Below are 13,754 nucleotides of genomic sequence, written 5' to 3'. Positions count from 1 at the left end.
GCGTGTCATGAGCAGGTAGTCGGTCCGGGTGCCGAGAAAGTTCCCGACGTGGTGCAGACCATCCAGGCGCCGAAGGACCGTGACGCTGCGTCGGGTACCGCGTAACCTGATTTGTCGTGATCCCCGTCCCGCGTGACACAGGTGCCGCCGGTCCGGCAGAGCCGGCCGGTGACGTCGCCCGGGACCCGGCGACCGAGTGGGCACTGATCGCCCGCGACGGTGACCCGAGCGCCCAGGCGGCGTTCGTCCGGCTGACCCAGACCGAGGTCTGGCGGTTCGCCGCCGCGCTCGTCGACCCGGACAGCGCCGACGACCTGACCCAGGAGACCTACCTGCGGGCGTTTCGGGCCCTGCCCGCGTTCGAGGGTCGTTCCAGCGCCCGCACCTGGCTGCTCGGCATCGCCCGCCGGGCCTGCGCCGACCACCTGCGCACGGTGATCCGCCGCCGGCGGCTCGACGAGCGGCTGGCCGCGAACGCGTACACCGACCGCCCGCACCCGGACCCGGCCGGTCAGTTCGGCGCGGCGGACCTGGTCCGCCGGCTCAGCGCCGAGCGGCGTGCCGCGTTCGTGCTCACCCAGTTGCTCGGCCTGTCCTACGCCGAGGCGGCCGACGTCGTCGGGGTGCCGGTGGGCACCATCCGCTCCCGGGTCGCCCGGGCCCGCGACGAGCTGGTCGAGGCGGTCGGCGACGCCCTGACCGGCTGACCGGGGAACTTCCGGCGCAGACGGGACGACAAATGAGCGTGACTGCACCTTCCCCCCGGGTCGGCCGTTGGCCGGTCGTCCGGCCCTGGCTCGGCACGGCGGCACGGCTCGGCCTCGCCGCCGTCTGGCTCGTCGCCGGCGCGTCGAAGGTCGGTGACCTCGCCGCCTCCGGGCGTGCCGTCAACGCGTACCAGGTGCTGCCGTACGACGTGGCGACGGTGATCGGCGCGGCCCTGCCCTTCGTCGAGCTGGCGCTGGGCGTGCTGTTGCTGCTCGGGCTGGCCACCCGGCTCGTCGCCGGGGTGTCGGCCGCGCTGCTTGTGGTCTTCGTCGTGGGGATCGCCTCGGCCTGGGCGCGAGGGCTGGCCATCGACTGCGGCTGCTTCGGCAGCGGCGGGCAGTTGGGCGAGGGGCAGGCACCCAGTTACCTCCCGGAGATCCTTCGGGACCTGGGATTCTTGGTATTGGCCGGATTTCTGCTGATCTGGCCACGTACACCGGTATCGGTGGACGGGTGGCTGTCCGGCGAACCCGCTGTGGAGGACGAGGATGAGTAGTCGCAAGGGCAAGCGGGACTCCGCCCGGGTGGTCCGCGAGCAGCTCGCCCGCGAACGACGGCGTCGCCGCACGATCTGGGTCTCCGCCGCGGCGGTCGTCGTCCTGGTCATCGCCGGTGTCGTCGGCTGGGTCGCCTGGTCCAACCAGCGCTCCGACACCTTCACCACACCACCCGGCGCCAACGGCCCCGGGACCGGCATCGTCACCGGTGGCGGCCCGGTCACCGTCGACGTCTACGAGGACTTCCTCTGCCCGGTCTGCAAGCAGTTCGAGCAGGCCACCGGGGCGACGCTCGAGCAGTTGGTGGCCGACAACAAGGCGACTGTGGTCTACCACCCGGTGGCGTTCCTCAACCGCTTCTCCACCACCGAATACTCCTCCCGGTCCTCGGCCGCCTCCGGCTGCGCCGCGGCGGGAGGCAAGTTCCGGGAGTACGCCAAGGCGCTCTTCGACAGGCAGCCGCCGGAGGGCAGCGCCGGGCTCCCCGACGACCAGCTGATCGACATCGGCACCGGCGTGGGCCTCGATCGGGGCTCGTTCGGGGGTTGCGTCAAGGACGGCACGTACAAGACCTGGACCGAACACGTCACCGATGAGGCCGGCCGGAGCAAGGTCACCGGCACGCCGACGGTCATGGTCAACGGTCAGCCACTCACCAGCCCCACCCCGGAAAGCCTCAGCGCGGCCGTGGCGGCGGCCGGCAAGTGATGCGTACCCTGCTGGCTCGCGCCGGCCTGGTCGCCGCCGCCGCCGGCGTGGCGACCCTGCTCACCGCGGCCCCCGCCGCCGCGCACGGCGCGGACGCCCCCGACGGCACCGACTACCGCACCCGGACCACCGGGGTCACGCCGCAGCGGCCAGGGCTGGAGGTACGCGTCGTCGAGGCGGGCGCCCGACTCGAGCTGACGAACGACACCGGTCGGGCCGTCGAGGTCATCGGCTACTCCGGCGAACCGTACCTGCGGGTCACCCCGGACGGGGTCTTCGAGAACAGCCGCTCCCCCGCCACCTACCTCAACCGCACCATCGCCGGCGACACCGCGCTCCCGGCCGAGGCCGACCCGGCCGCCCCGCCGACCTGGCGGCGGATCGCCGAGGGGACCACCGTGCGCTGGCACGACCAGCGCGCGCTGTGGCAGGAGTCGGCACCACCGGCGGCGGTCCGCGCCGCACCGGACCGGGAGCACCGGGTCCGGGACTGGACGATCCCCCTGCGGGACGGCGCCGACCCGGTGGCGATCGGCGGGACGCTGGACTGGGTGCCGCCGCCGGACGCCTACACCTGGTGGGCGGTGACGATCGTCGGGCTGCTCGCGGTGGGCGCGCTCGGCCTGGTCGCCGCCGCGGCCCCGGCCGGCGCTCGCGCGCTGTCCGCGCTCGGGGCGCTGCTGATCGTCGGCGGCGTGGTGGCCGTCGGGTACCCGGTGGGACGGGAGCTGGACGCGGGCGCCCAGGGTGTGGGCGGGGTGCTGCTCGGGCTGCTGTCGGGGCAGATCTGGTCGCTGCTCACCGGCCTCGGCGCGATCGCCGCCGGGTGGTACGCGCTGGCCCGCCGACCGGCCGCCGACTTCGCGGTGACGCTGGCCGGGGCCTGCGTGGCACTGTTCGCCGGTGCGGCGAACGCCGCCGTGTTCGCCCGGTCCATCGCCCCGGTCCCCTGGCCGGCCGAGGTCGCCCGGGTGATGGTCGCGCTGGTGCTGATCACCGGCACCGGAGCAACAGCAGCAGGAGTCCTCCGCCTACACGCCGCCCCTAGAACCCCCGCCCCCACCGCACCCCGCCCCACCGCACCCGGCCCCACCGGCCCCGGTTGATCATGAGGTTATTGCCCCCGACACGCCGGGTGAAGCGCAATAACCTCATGATCAACGGAGGCGGGGTGGGGGTGGGGTGGGGGTTAGGGGTTTGGGGTGAAGCCTTGGGGGAGTTCTAGGCGGTGTTGGGCCAGCAGGGGCGCGTTGTTCAGCAGGGCTGGGGTGGGGGCGTCGGCGACGATTCGGCCGCCGTCCAGGATCACCGATCGTTCGCACAGCTCCGCCGCGTACGGCAGGTCGTGCGTGACCATCAGCAACGTCACCGGCAGGCCGCGCAGGATCTCGGCCAGCTCACGACGGGCGGCCGGGTCCAGGTTCGACGAAGGCTCGTCGAGCACCAGGATCTCCGGGTGCATGGCGAGCACGGTGGCCACCGCCACCCGGCGGCGCTGCCCGAAGGAGAGGTGCTGCGGGGCCCGGTCGCGGTGCGCACCCATCCCCACCGCGTCGAGCGCCTCGTCCACCCGGGCGGCCAACTCCGCCCCGCGCAGACCCAGGTTCGCCGGCCCGAACGCCACGTCCTCCGCCACCGTGGGCAGGAACAACTGGTCGTCCGGGTCCTGGAAGACGATGCCCACCCGGCGACGCACCTCGGCCAGGGTGGCCCGGTCCGGCGTGACCGTCAGGCCACCGACGCTCACGCTGCCCTCGGTCGGGGCGAGGATCCCGTTGAGGTGCAGCACAAGCGTGGTCTTGCCGGCGCCGTTGGGCCCGAGCAGCGCCACCCGCTCGCCGCGCGGCACGCTCAGGTCCACCCCGTGCAGGGCGACGTGCCCATCCGGGTACGCGTACCGAACGCCACGAACGTCCAGCGAGAGAGCGGTCTGCACGACACCGATCATGACAGCACGACGGCGGTGGCGGCGATGGAGGCGGCCAACACCGGCACTGTCGACGCGACCAACCACTGACCGGCGCTCGCGGCACCGTCGCCCTGCCACACGGCGGGCATCCGCCCGGTGTAACCACGCGACAGCATCGCCAGGTAGACCCGCTCACCACGTTCGAACGCGCGCAGGAACAACGCCCCGATCCCGGCGGCGAAACCGCGCAACTGCCACAGGAAGCGCGGATCGTCGCCCCGGGAGATCCGGGCCACCCGCATCCGCCGCGCCTCACCGACAAGCACGTCGAGGTAGCGCAGCATGAACGTGGCGATCTGGGTGAGCACCTGCGGGCAGCGCAACCGGTCCAACCCCACGATCAGGTCCCGGGTGGTGGTGGTCGCGGCGAGCAACAGCGAGGCGAGCACACCCAGGGTGCCCTTGGCCAGGATGTTCCACGCGCCGTGCAGCCCGTCCTCGGACAGCCGCAGGCCCAGCACCTCGACCCGCTCGCCAGTGCCGAGGAACGGCAGCGCCACGGCGAACAGCACGAACGGCAGCTCGATCAGCGCCCGGCTGAGCAGCCACCGCGGCCCCACCCGGGCCAGCGCCGCGACGACCGCCACCAGCACGGCGTACGCGCCGAAGGCCCAGAACGCCGTACGCGGGGTGGCCACCACGGCGATGGTGAAGACCACCATCGCCACGATCTTGACTTCGGGCGGGAGCCGGTGCACCGGCGAGTCCGACTCGCGGTACAGCACGTGCCCGTGACCGGCACCCATCGCGCGTACCCCTGCTCAGCTCGTCGCGTCGGCGCGGCGTCGGACGTCGCCGGCGTCGCCCTCGGCGGGTGTCGTCGTGTCTCCGTCGGACGGCGTCGTGCCGTCGGGCGTGGCTCCGTTGGACGGCGTGACGCCTCGGCGGCGCAGCAGCCAGAACCCACAAGCGCCGATCGCGAATGTGACAAGCACCCCGAGCACCCCGGAGAGGCCCGTGGAGACGAAGCTGTTGGACACGCCGCGCACGCCGTAGTCGGCGAGTGGGCTGTCGGCGAACTCGTGGTCGCGGGCCTGCTGAGCCGGGCAACTACCGCCGACGATGTTGTCGTCGGCGTCGACCGTGCAGCCCTTGAGCAGAGACGAATCCAGCCCGTCCGGGTGGGACGAGGCGTAGTTGCTCACCACCCCGGCGAGCAGGAGGGCGACCAGCAGGCCACCGGCCAGGAACACCCACGAGCGATTCTTCATCGAACACCTCCAGCGACCGGGACAGCGGGGGCGGCGGGGGCGCGCAGCGAGCGCAGCGCGTACACCAGGTCGGGTCGCACCTTCGCGACGGTGAGCACGGTGGTCGCGGTGATCAGGCCCTCGCCGATGCCGATCAGCAGGTGGACGCCGGCCATCGTGCCGGCCAGACCGGTCAGGTTGCTCCCCAGGTCGGTGGTGCCGCCCAGCCAGTACTGCAGGACGAAGCCCTGCGACGCGACCACCACGCTGAGCGTCGCGGCGACGAACGCGGTCACGGCCAGACCTGCCCGCGTACGGGGCAGCACCCGCAGCAGCACCGCGATCAGCACGTACGCCGCGGCGGTGCCGAGCAGCGCCATGTTCGTGATGTTGAGGCCGAGCATCGCCACGCCGCCGTCACCGAAGATCAGTGCCTGCACCACCAGGACCACGGACACGCAGAGGGCGCCGACCCACGGGCCGACGAGCATGGCGGCGAGCGCGCCGCCGAGCAGGTGACCACTCACGCCGGCCGTGAAGATCGGGAAGTTGAGCATCTGGACGGCGAAGATGAACGCGGCCACCAGGCCCGCCATCGGGGCCAGCCGGTCGTCCAGGTCGCGCCGGCCGCGCAGGACACAGACGGTGAGCGCGGCAAGAGCGAGCGCAGCGAAGATCGCCGCCACGGGACCGTCGATGATCCCGTTCGAGATGTGCATCGCACGTGTTTCCACGCGACCTCCCACACGTCAGTGGGCCCGACCGGGCCAGCGAGCGTCAGCCTATTTCCCATGAGTCGTTGTTGCCAGAGCCTGGCAACAACGCGAGGTGATGATCACCTTTCGGCCGACCAAACCCGGCGGCGCTCGGTCACCCGGATGATCAACCCGCCATCCTGAAGTCCGGGACGTCCACGACGTGATCAACCCGCCATCCTGAAACCCGGGACGTCAACGACGTGATCGACTCGCCCTCCTTGAAGTCGGGGTGTCCGCGACCCCGAGACGCCCCGGCTTCCCGGACGACGAGTCGATCACCAGCCGGTGACGACGACAGGGCTCGCAGGTGGCCGTGCGATCGGCAGGCGGGTCGTGGCCGCCGCGCGTCGCCGTCGACGGCACCCGCCCGGCCGGCGGTATCGTCGGGCCATGACCACGCCCGACCGCCTCTCCCCCGGTGACCCCGCGCCCGAGTTCACCCTCGCCACCGACACCGGCGACCAGCTCTCCCTCACCGACCTGCGCGGACGCAAGGTGGTCCTGTACGCCTACCCGGCCGCGATGACCCCCGGCTGCACCAAGCAGGCCTGCGACTTCCGCGACTCGCTCGCCTCGCTCCAGGCCGCCGGCTACGAGGTCGTCGGCATCTCCCCGGACAAGCCGGCAAAGCTGGCGAAGTTCCGCGAGCGCGACGCGATCACCTTCCCGCTGGTGTCCGACCCGGACCGGGCGGTGCTGACCGCCTACGGCGCGTACGGCGAGAAGCAGCTGTACGGCAAGACCGTCACCGGCGTGATCCGCTCGACGTTCGTGATCGACGCCGACGGCAAGATCGAGCGAGCGCTCTACAACGTCAAGGCCACCGGACACGTCGCCAAGCTCCGCCGCGACCTCGGCCTGGACTGACTGTCACACCGGGCCGCTACGGTCCGTCAATGGTTCGCTACAAATACACGCCGGAGGCGCTGGCCGCCGCAGCCGCCGCCGCGCGCAACATCACCGAGGTGATGCGGCTGCTCGGCGTACGCGTCAGCGGCGGCTCGCACGCGCACATCAGTCGTCAGCTGAAGAGGTTCGGCATCGACACCTCGCATTTCACCGGCAGTGCACACAGCATCGGCCGGCGGGGTGAGCGGCGCACCACATCCGCACAACTCCTGGTCGTGCTGCCAGAAGGGTCCCGCCGGACACCAGGCGTGCGGTTGAAGTGGGCGCTGCGCACACTCGGCGTGCCGGAGGAGTGCGAGGGGTGCGGGATTGGGCCAGTGTGGCGGGGCGCTTCACTCACCCTGCACGTCGATCACATCAACGGCGATTTCCTGGACAATCGGCCGCCGAACCTTCGCCTTCTCTGTCCGAACTGTCACAGTCAGACCGCGACCTATGCTGGCCGGCGAAACCGAACTCCTGATCTCGCCATCCACGTGGAGCCGGGCGATGGGGAGCAGCGCTCACCCGAGACGGCCGACTCCGATCGCCGACCGGCCACGCCGGAGGAGATCGTCGACCTGTTCGGTCGAATTGACGCACAGCAGATGACGGCCCTGGAGGCGGCACGGCAGGTGGGCTGGCCCTCGGCCTATCTTTACAAGGTTCGGCGGAGACTTGAGCAGGACGGCGTCCTGAGACCACGGCCCCATCGCAGTTGGCGTTCGAGGGCCCATCGTGACACGGTCATAGAACAGGCGCTGGCGCATCCAGAGGTCGGGCCGAAGAGACTGTCCGGCATTCTCCGCAACCTGCCCGACGGCGGATGCAGGGTGAGCCACGGCACGGTCTCGACCATTCTCCGGGAGGCCGGGCTCAACACCGCCGAAGCCAGACGTTCTAGACTCAGGGCGTTGGCGGGAGTGGCGTAACGGCAGCCGCGCAGGTCTTAGGAACCTGTATCCGGAAGGATGTGGGGGTTCGAATCCCCTCTCCCGCACAGGTCGGGCACGCACCCGCCCCAGCCCGGGCTTGTCGGGCGTGTCACTGTCGAGGGTCGCGGGCCTGGCCGGCGGGTCAGGATGGCGAGCGTGAGTCTGCGCTTCGTCCTCGACCCCGACCTGACCCCACGCCTGTGCGCCGAGATCGTCGCCCTCTGGACGGACGTCAGCAACGCCGGCGGCGCGGTCGGCTTCGTTCCACCAGTGACCGCCTCCGACGTGCGCGTGCTCGCCGATCCGACCTTCGCCGGCATCGCCGACGGATCGGACCGCCTGCTTGTCGGCTACGCCGGCGATCGGCTGGTAGCCCTGCTGGTTTTCACCGACAATCGCTTCCCGCTGAAGGCGCACTGGTGCGTGTTGAAGCGGGTGATGGTCCACCCGGACGCCCAGGGCACCGGTTACGGTTCGGCGCTGATGGTCGAGGCCGCCCGGTTGGGCAGGCGACTCGGCCACGAGGCGCTGCACGTGACGGTCCGCGACGGGTTGGGGTTGGACAGGTTCTACGGCCGCCTCGGCTACCGGGAGATCGGCAGGTTGCCGGGCGCGTTGCGGGTGGCGCCCGGTGACGACCGGGACGAGATCCTGATGTGGTTGGACCTGACGCCTACTGACTGAGCGGTCAGGCACCGCACCAGCGGGCGTTGGCCGCGGCCGGCTGGGCGCTCGGCGTGCCGGTGGCCGGCGCGCTCGCCTTCGCCACCTCGACCGGGCGGCGGGCGGGTGTCGGCGTACCGGCAGCGGGTCGGTTGGCGGGCGGTCGGGCCGACGCGGACGGTCGCGGCGTGGCGGCGACCGGGCCGCCCCCGTACATCCGGACCGTGCTGTTCTGCACCTGGCCGGGCGCCATCCGGATGCCGCTGGCGGTGGCGCGGTTGCCGTACACGTCGCTGATGCGGAGGGTGAACGGGCCGGCGCCGGCGCCGGAGGCGATCAGCCAGTAGTTGTAGTCCTGCCGGGCGGCCGAGCGCCACGGGCCGCTGTCACCCTGCCGGACCTCGACGGACCGTAGCGGGTTGCCGTGGTTGCCGACCCGGACGGCGAACCAGAACTGCGACGCCCCCTCCTTGATCCGGAAGGTGAGCGGACCGGGCAGCGGCGGGTTGACCACCGCACGGTAGGTGACCGGAACGAGGCCCTGGACCGGTTCGGCGATCCGGGCGAACGCCTCGCGGGACAGGTCGAGATGCCCGGGGGCGCACTCCGGGCACTGGTCCATGATCAGCACTCGGACGGTGCCCTTCGGGCCGGTCACGTCGAGGAAGCCACCGCAGGCGGCACCCGCCGAGTATTCGGTCGGGCCGAGCGCGACGTAGAGCTTGTTGGTCGGTGCGGCGGGGTTCGAGCAGTTGCCGCCGGCGCCGTTCGAGTCGTAGAAGGTGGCCTTGCCGCTGTGCGTGGCGGTGCCGGTGGGCGGCGCGGCGGCGAGGGTCCGGCCGGCGGCGCAGGCCGGGGCGGCGCCGGATCGCAGGGTCAGGGACAGTCCCAGGGCGGCCGCGACGACTGTGACGCCGGCCGCGACCAGCCAGGGCGTCGAGCGGGACGACGACGCCTGCGGCTGCTCGGGAGCATGGTCCAGGTCGATGTCGACAACGCTCACGTCCGTCACGTCGGCGATGCTGCCGGAACGGGACGTGGGCGGACAAGCCGGCTAAGCCAAAGCTAAGACAGCAGTGACGGACGGTGATCGGCGCGCTCCACGTGCCGATCGCGGTCGAGCCTGGTCAGGGTGCGATGACGAGCGGGGCGCCCACCGCCAGGTGGCCGGTGTCGAGCGGCACCAGGTGCAGTCCGAAGAGGAGCTTCTGCCGGACGTTGCGGTGTCGTCCGAGGGTGCGCAGCGGTTCCGTCGTGCGTACCCCGGTTTCCTGGTCGGTGGTGGTCACCACGCAACGGCCGCACGGCCCGGCGGCGCGGAACCGCAGGTCACCGATGCGCAGCGAGCGGCCGACCCAGTCGTCCTCGGCCCAGGCCGACGCCCCGTCGACCACCAGGTTGGGCCGGAACCGGGTCATCGGCACCGGTTCCTCGCCGGCCTCGGCCAGCCAGGTGTCGAGGGCGTCGAGGGAGGCGGTGTTCGTCAGCAGCAGCGGGTAGGCGTCGGCGAAGCTGACCTGGTCACCGGTGTCGTGTTCGCGGTCCCCGGCGGCCAGGTGGCGGGTCGGCCGACCCAGCCAGACCAGCCGGACCGGTCGGCCGAGCAGCGCGCCGAGCCAGTCGTCGGCCGCTCGACCGGCCGGCAGGGCCGGCACGGGGATCGTGCGGTGGCGGAAGGTCCGCACCGGGACCGGTGCGCCGTCGGGGGGCTCCGGCACGTCGAGGTCGGGCTGCCCGTCGGCGCGCAGGGACAGACCTCCGGGGCGCACGGTGGCGTGCAAGCCGACCAGCCGGGTGGCCTCGCGCTGGGTGACGCCGACGCCGTCGGCGTCCACGACCATCCAGCGCCGGTCGCCGGCCAGGCCCCACGGCTGCACGAACGCGCCGTCGTGGTCGAGCCGGTGACAGCCCTTGACGGGGTACGTGTGTATCGACCTGAGCCGCACCTGGCTACCATGCCACGTCGATCCCGTCGCCGGGGTACCAGTGGTCGGCGGGGCTCTCCCGGCCGCTTCGGCAAGGCGGCGACCGGGGTGAATGGCGTGCGGGCGACGGCTCGGCGCGGTTGCGTGGTGTCCACCGCTGCTTCACAGCAGGTTCACCGCAACGATCGCCGGAGGAGTTTCGGTCGGGATGCGGGACCCAACGACCCGGACGGGGGTACATCCCCGTAACCGGGAATCAGTAGCATCGCGGCATGCAGTATCGCCAAGAGTACGCGGAGCCCGAGACCCAGTTCATCGCGGCGCAGCAACCATCGGAGCCCACGAAGAAGGCGCGTCCGAGACGCCCCCGGTGGCAAAAGGTCGCTTTGATCACTTTCGTGGTCCTGGCGTTGCTCGGCGGTGGCGGGATGATCGCGGGCGGTTTGTACTTCCGTTCGATCAACTCCGGCATCGAGCGCGTCGACGCCTTCGACGGTGTGCCGGAGGCCGATCGCCCGCAGGTGGGTGAGAACGCCAAGGGCGCCATGAACATCATGATCCTCGGCAGCGACTCGCGCGATCCGGACAACGAGTCCGGCTCCCGCACCGACACGATCATCGTGGCCCACCTTCCGAAGGACCGGTCCAGCGCCCAGCTCATCTCGATCCCCCGGGACACCTGGGTCAACGTGCCGAAGTCCTCGAGCGGCCGGGGTGGCAAGGACGCGAAGATCAACGCGTCGTTCGCGTGGGGTGGCGTGCCGCTGCTCGTGCAGACGGTGGAGAAGTTCACCGGCGTACGGATCGACCACGTGACGATCGTCGACTTCAGCGGCTTCAAGGAGATCGTGGACGCGCTCGGCGGCATCAACGTGGACGTGGAGAAGGGCTTCACCACGTTGTACGCGCTCAACGGCAGCCGGACGTTCAAGGCCGGACGGCAGAAGATGGACGGGGCGGCCGCGCTTGACTACGCACGCGAACGGCACGCCTTCGCCGACGGCGACTTCGCCCGGATCAAGCACCAGCAGCAGGTGATCAAGGCAATCCTGGACAAGGCGGCGTCCGGCGGCACGCTCGCCAACCCGGCCAAGCTCAACTCCTTCGTCAAGGCGACGGCGGACGCGGTCGCCGTGGACAAGAAGTTGAACCTTGTGGACCTTGCTTCCGAGATGCGTGACCTGCGCAGCGGCAACCTGACGTTCCTCACCTGCCCGGTGAAGGGCACCGGCATGATGGGCACCGAGAGCGTGGTGCTGGCCGACAAGGAAAAGGCCGCTAAGGTCTTCGATGCGGTCCGCAACGACAACGTTCCGGGAATCCTTGCCGCCGCAAAGTAGGAGAAGGAACTGGCTTGGCGGCTATGGTGGCACGACCCGGTCGATCGTAGAGTTCGGTCGCCCTTCTGGTCGGGACGCATGACCGAGGGCTTTTACGGGGAGGTCCACTAGTGTCAGGCCATCCGGCGACCAGCCATTCGTCCACGCCGCCCGTCGGCGGGGACGATCTTGACGTGCCGGGCGACGAGGGCCGCCTCTACGGGGGCGCCCCACCCGTGCCGCAGACGAGGGCGCCCGGGGTTCGGGCGCAGGCCAAGGTCGAGGTGCCCGGTCTGGGCACCACCGCCGTCCTGCCGTACGCGAGGTCGCGCACCTCGTCGCGCACCCGGTGGCTGCGGGCGTGGATGATGAATGCGCCCGTCGACGCCGTCGCGCTGATCGCTCCGCTGCTGCTGAGCCAGAGCTACTGGCGCGGGACGCTTGCCAACGCCGTCCTGACCGTGGCCCTGTTCGCGGCCGGCGGCCTCTACCGGCCGCGCCGTCACGTGAGCATCCTCGACGAGTTGCCGAGCCTCTGCGGACGGCTGCTGGCCGCCGCCTCGGTGGTGGCCATCATCGCTGCGGAACGCCACGCCTCCGTGACGTATGTCAGCGGGTTCATGCGCGACGTCGCGGTGTCGGCGTTGCTGGTGATCCTCGGACGTGCGGCAAGCAGGTCCTTCACCGTCCTGTCCCGCAAGCGTCGGTGGGCGGAGCACAACGCCCTCGTCGTCGGCGGCGGGCCGATCGGCCTCGAGATCGCCCGGTTGCTGCGTCGCTACCCTCAGTACGGCCTGCGGTTCGTCGGCTGTGTCGACGCTCCGTCACGCCAGAACAACGCGGCGCTCGCGCTGAGCGGGACGATGACGGACCTCGAGCACCTCGTCCGGCTGACGGAGTGCGAAGTCCTGGTCATCGCCGACCCGGACTGCGACGAGTCGACGCTCATGGAGACCCTGCTGCAGCCCCGCAGCTCGCGCTGTGATCTCTGGGCCGTGCCGCGCCTGTGGGGCTCGCGCTCCCACGGCGGTTACCCCGACCACATCGGCGCGTTCCCGATCGTCAAGATCGGCGACATCACGCTGAGCGGCCCCCGGTGGGCCATCAAGCGGGCGTCCGACATGTTCTTCGCCGGGTTCGCGCTCCTGCTGTTGAGCCCGGTGCTGCTGCTCTGCGCCCTCGCCACGTTCATCGATGGTGGCCCCGGGATCTTCTTCTATCAGGAGCGGATCGGCCGGTACGGCAAGCCGTTCAAGGTCATCAAGTTCCGCTCGATGCGTCCTGTGAACGAGCAGGAGTCCCAGACCAACTGGTCCATCGCGCACGACAACCGGGTCGGCCCGATCGGCCGGTTCATGCGCCGGACCTCGCTGGACGAGCTGCCCCAACTGTGGAACATCCTGCGCGGCGACATGAGCGTGGTCGGCCCTCGGCCGGAGCGGCCGTACTTCGTGGAGAAGTTTTCGGCCGAATACCCGGACTATGCGGCACGTCACCGCGTCCCCGTCGGGCTCACCGGCCTTGCCCAGGTCAGCGGCCTGCGCGGCGACACCCCGATCTCCGACCGGGCCCGGTTCGACAACTACTACATCGAGAACTGGTCGCTGTGGTTGGACGTCAAGGTGGTGCTCCGCACCGTCTCGGAGGTCTTCCGCGCCGGCGGTCGCTGACCAGACGCCGAAACGCCGCGGGTGGCGGCGCCGACGGAGTCCGCATCGTCGGCGCCACCACCCGCGGCGTTGTCAGTTCATGCGGTGGGTGTGGTCTTGAGGGGTTCCCACCAGGTGCGGTTGTCGCGGTACCAGGTGACGGTGTCGGCGAGGCCGGCGTCGAGGGTGATGCTGGGGGTGTAGCCGAGCTCGTTGTGGATTTTGGTGATGTCGAGGGAGTAGCGGCGGTCGTGGCCCTTGCGGTCGGTGACGGGGATGACGCGGTCCCAGTCGGCGTCGCAGGCGTCGAGGAGTCGGCCGGTGAGTTCCTTGTTCGTCAGCTCGGTGCCGCCGCCGATGTTGTAGACCTCGCCGGCGCGGCCCTTGTCTTGGACCAGGGCGATCCCGCGGCAGTGGTCGTGCACGTGCAGCCAGTCGCGGATGTTGGCGCCGTCGCCGTAGAGGGGGACGGTGCCGCCGTCGAG

The 13,754-nt window shown here is 71.0% G+C and carries 16 protein-coding genes and 1 tRNA gene; 10 read left to right on the top strand and 7 right to left on the bottom strand.

The annotated features are described in order from the left end of the window. Positions 1-116 precede the first annotated feature (116 nt). From ACGFH8_RS27455 to ACGFH8_RS27440, 4 genes are read left to right on the top strand one after another with little or no spacing between them, the layout of a single operon-like run. A complete protein-coding gene (locus tag ACGFH8_RS27455) occupies positions 117-707 on the top strand; it encodes a sigma-70 family RNA polymerase sigma factor (protein ID WP_393372493.1) in 591 nt (196 codons plus the stop codon). Between the two features lie 32 nt (positions 708-739). Next, complete coding sequence (locus ACGFH8_RS27450; RefSeq protein ID WP_393372491.1) at positions 740-1,264, top strand: MauE/DoxX family redox-associated membrane protein; 525 nt, start codon at positions 740-742, stop codon at positions 1,262-1,264. Further along, the gene (locus ACGFH8_RS27445) at positions 1,257-1,973 is read left to right on the top strand and encodes a DsbA family protein (protein ID WP_393372488.1); all 717 of its coding nucleotides are present in this window, start codon (positions 1,257-1,259) and stop codon (positions 1,971-1,973) included. Before ACGFH8_RS27450 ends, ACGFH8_RS27445 begins: the two co-directional genes overlap by 8 nt. Next, complete coding sequence (locus ACGFH8_RS27440; protein WP_393372485.1) at positions 1,973-3,079, top strand: hypothetical protein; 1,107 nt, start codon at positions 1,973-1,975, stop codon at positions 3,077-3,079. The genes ACGFH8_RS27445 and ACGFH8_RS27440 overlap by 1 nt, the downstream gene beginning before the upstream one ends. A gap of 83 nt (positions 3,080-3,162) precedes the next feature. On the opposite strand, the gene ACGFH8_RS27435 is transcribed toward ACGFH8_RS27440, so the two are convergent. The 4 genes from ACGFH8_RS27435 to ACGFH8_RS27420 are packed head-to-tail and all read right to left on the bottom strand — an operon-like array spanning position 3,163 to position 5,866. Continuing rightward, the gene (locus ACGFH8_RS27435) at positions 3,163-3,921 is read right to left on the bottom strand and encodes an energy-coupling factor ABC transporter ATP-binding protein (protein WP_393372483.1); all 759 of its coding nucleotides are present in this window, start codon (positions 3,919-3,921) and stop codon (positions 3,163-3,165) included. Further along, positions 3,918-4,688, bottom strand: a complete 771-nt coding sequence (gene cbiQ / locus ACGFH8_RS27430) for a cobalt ECF transporter T component CbiQ (protein ID WP_393372480.1) — start codon at positions 4,686-4,688, stop codon at positions 3,918-3,920. Before cbiQ ends, ACGFH8_RS27435 begins: the two co-directional genes overlap by 4 nt. A gap of 15 nt (positions 4,689-4,703) precedes the next feature. Then, positions 4,704-5,153 carry a PDGLE domain-containing protein gene (locus tag ACGFH8_RS27425; RefSeq protein ID WP_393372477.1) on the bottom strand — a complete coding sequence of 150 codons (450 nt, stop codon included), beginning with the start codon at positions 5,151-5,153 and terminating at the stop codon, positions 4,704-4,706. Further along, on the bottom strand, positions 5,150-5,866 hold the full coding sequence (locus ACGFH8_RS27420) for an energy-coupling factor ABC transporter permease (protein ID WP_393372474.1): 717 nt from the start codon (positions 5,864-5,866) through the stop codon (positions 5,150-5,152). Before ACGFH8_RS27420 ends, ACGFH8_RS27425 begins: the two co-directional genes overlap by 4 nt. Positions 5,867-6,280: 414 nt before the next feature. Here ACGFH8_RS27420 and bcp point away from each other — a divergent pair, with 414 nt between their 5' ends. The 4 genes from bcp (at position 6,281) to ACGFH8_RS27400 (ending at position 8,397) form a co-directional block, all read left to right on the top strand. After that, a complete protein-coding gene (gene bcp / locus ACGFH8_RS27415) occupies positions 6,281-6,757 on the top strand; it encodes a thioredoxin-dependent thiol peroxidase (RefSeq protein WP_393372471.1) in 477 nt (158 codons plus the stop codon). 29 nt (positions 6,758-6,786) lie between these two features. Next, on the top strand, positions 6,787-7,710 hold the full coding sequence (locus tag ACGFH8_RS27410) for a hypothetical protein (RefSeq protein WP_393372469.1): 924 nt from the start codon (positions 6,787-6,789) through the stop codon (positions 7,708-7,710). Then, positions 7,696-7,778 (top strand) — tRNA-Leu (locus tag ACGFH8_RS27405). The genes ACGFH8_RS27410 and ACGFH8_RS27405 overlap by 15 nt, the downstream gene beginning before the upstream one ends. Before the next feature lie 91 nt (positions 7,779-7,869). Beyond that, on the top strand, positions 7,870-8,397 hold the full coding sequence (locus ACGFH8_RS27400) for a GNAT family N-acetyltransferase (protein WP_393372466.1): 528 nt from the start codon (positions 7,870-7,872) through the stop codon (positions 8,395-8,397). Between the two features lie 4 nt (positions 8,398-8,401). Here ACGFH8_RS27400 and ACGFH8_RS27395 read toward each other — a convergent pair whose 3' ends face one another. Both ACGFH8_RS27395 and ACGFH8_RS27390 read right to left on the bottom strand, forming a co-directional pair. Beyond that, positions 8,402-9,388 carry an expansin EXLX1 family cellulose-binding protein gene (locus ACGFH8_RS27395; protein ID WP_393372463.1) on the bottom strand — a complete coding sequence of 329 codons (987 nt, stop codon included), beginning with the start codon at positions 9,386-9,388 and terminating at the stop codon, positions 8,402-8,404. A gap of 115 nt (positions 9,389-9,503) precedes the next feature. Next, on the bottom strand, positions 9,504-10,322 hold the full coding sequence (locus ACGFH8_RS27390; RefSeq protein WP_393372460.1) for an MOSC domain-containing protein: 819 nt from the start codon (positions 10,320-10,322) through the stop codon (positions 9,504-9,506). 251 nt (positions 10,323-10,573) lie between these two features. Between ACGFH8_RS27390 and ACGFH8_RS27385 the strand changes: the two genes are divergently transcribed. Next, on the top strand, positions 10,574-11,641 hold the full coding sequence (locus ACGFH8_RS27385) for an LCP family protein (RefSeq protein ID WP_393372457.1): 1,068 nt from the start codon (positions 10,574-10,576) through the stop codon (positions 11,639-11,641). A gap of 344 nt (positions 11,642-11,985) precedes the next feature. Further along, on the top strand, positions 11,986-13,290 hold the full coding sequence (locus ACGFH8_RS27380) for a sugar transferase (RefSeq protein ID WP_393373071.1): 1,305 nt from the start codon (positions 11,986-11,988) through the stop codon (positions 13,288-13,290). Positions 13,291-13,367: 77 nt separating this feature from the next. Here ACGFH8_RS27380 and ACGFH8_RS27375 read toward each other — a convergent pair. Next, positions 13,368-13,754, bottom strand: a 387-nt coding sequence (locus ACGFH8_RS27375) for a GDP-mannose 4,6-dehydratase (protein WP_393372455.1), incomplete at its 5' end; no start/stop codon positions are given.

The sequence above is a fragment of the Micromonospora sp. NPDC049175 genome, from assembly GCF_043197345.1.
Classification (GTDB): domain Bacteria; phylum Actinomycetota; class Actinomycetes; order Mycobacteriales; family Micromonosporaceae; genus Micromonospora.
Note: the sequence above shows the minus strand (reverse complement) of the source record. Positions and strands in the feature narration are given on the sequence as shown.

Excerpts from the sequence above, each read along its gene's own strand:
- ACGFH8_RS27450 (WP_393372491.1), top strand. The coding sequence starts at position 740 with ATGAGCGTGACTGCACCTTCCCCCCGGGTCGGCCGTTGGCCGGTCGTC.
- ACGFH8_RS27445 (WP_393372488.1), top strand. The coding sequence starts at position 1,257 with ATGAGTAGTCGCAAGGGCAAGCGGGACTCCGCCCGGGTGGTCCGCGAG.
- ACGFH8_RS27440 (WP_393372485.1), top strand. The coding sequence starts at position 1,973 with ATGCGTACCCTGCTGGCTCGCGCCGGCCTGGTCGCCGCCGCCGCCGGC.
- ACGFH8_RS27435 (WP_393372483.1), bottom strand. The coding sequence starts at position 3,921 with ATGATCGGTGTCGTGCAGACCGCTCTCTCGCTGGACGTTCGTGGCGTT.
- cbiQ (WP_393372480.1), bottom strand. The coding sequence starts at position 4,688 with ATGGGTGCCGGTCACGGGCACGTGCTGTACCGCGAGTCGGACTCGCCG.
- ACGFH8_RS27425 (WP_393372477.1), bottom strand. The coding sequence starts at position 5,153 with ATGAAGAATCGCTCGTGGGTGTTCCTGGCCGGTGGCCTGCTGGTCGCC.
- bcp (WP_393372471.1), top strand. The coding sequence starts at position 6,281 with ATGACCACGCCCGACCGCCTCTCCCCCGGTGACCCCGCGCCCGAGTTC.
- ACGFH8_RS27410 (WP_393372469.1), top strand. The coding sequence starts at position 6,787 with ATGGTTCGCTACAAATACACGCCGGAGGCGCTGGCCGCCGCAGCCGCC.
- ACGFH8_RS27385 (WP_393372457.1), top strand. The coding sequence starts at position 10,574 with ATGCAGTATCGCCAAGAGTACGCGGAGCCCGAGACCCAGTTCATCGCG.
- ACGFH8_RS27380 (WP_393373071.1), top strand. The coding sequence starts at position 11,986 with ATGATGAATGCGCCCGTCGACGCCGTCGCGCTGATCGCTCCGCTGCTG.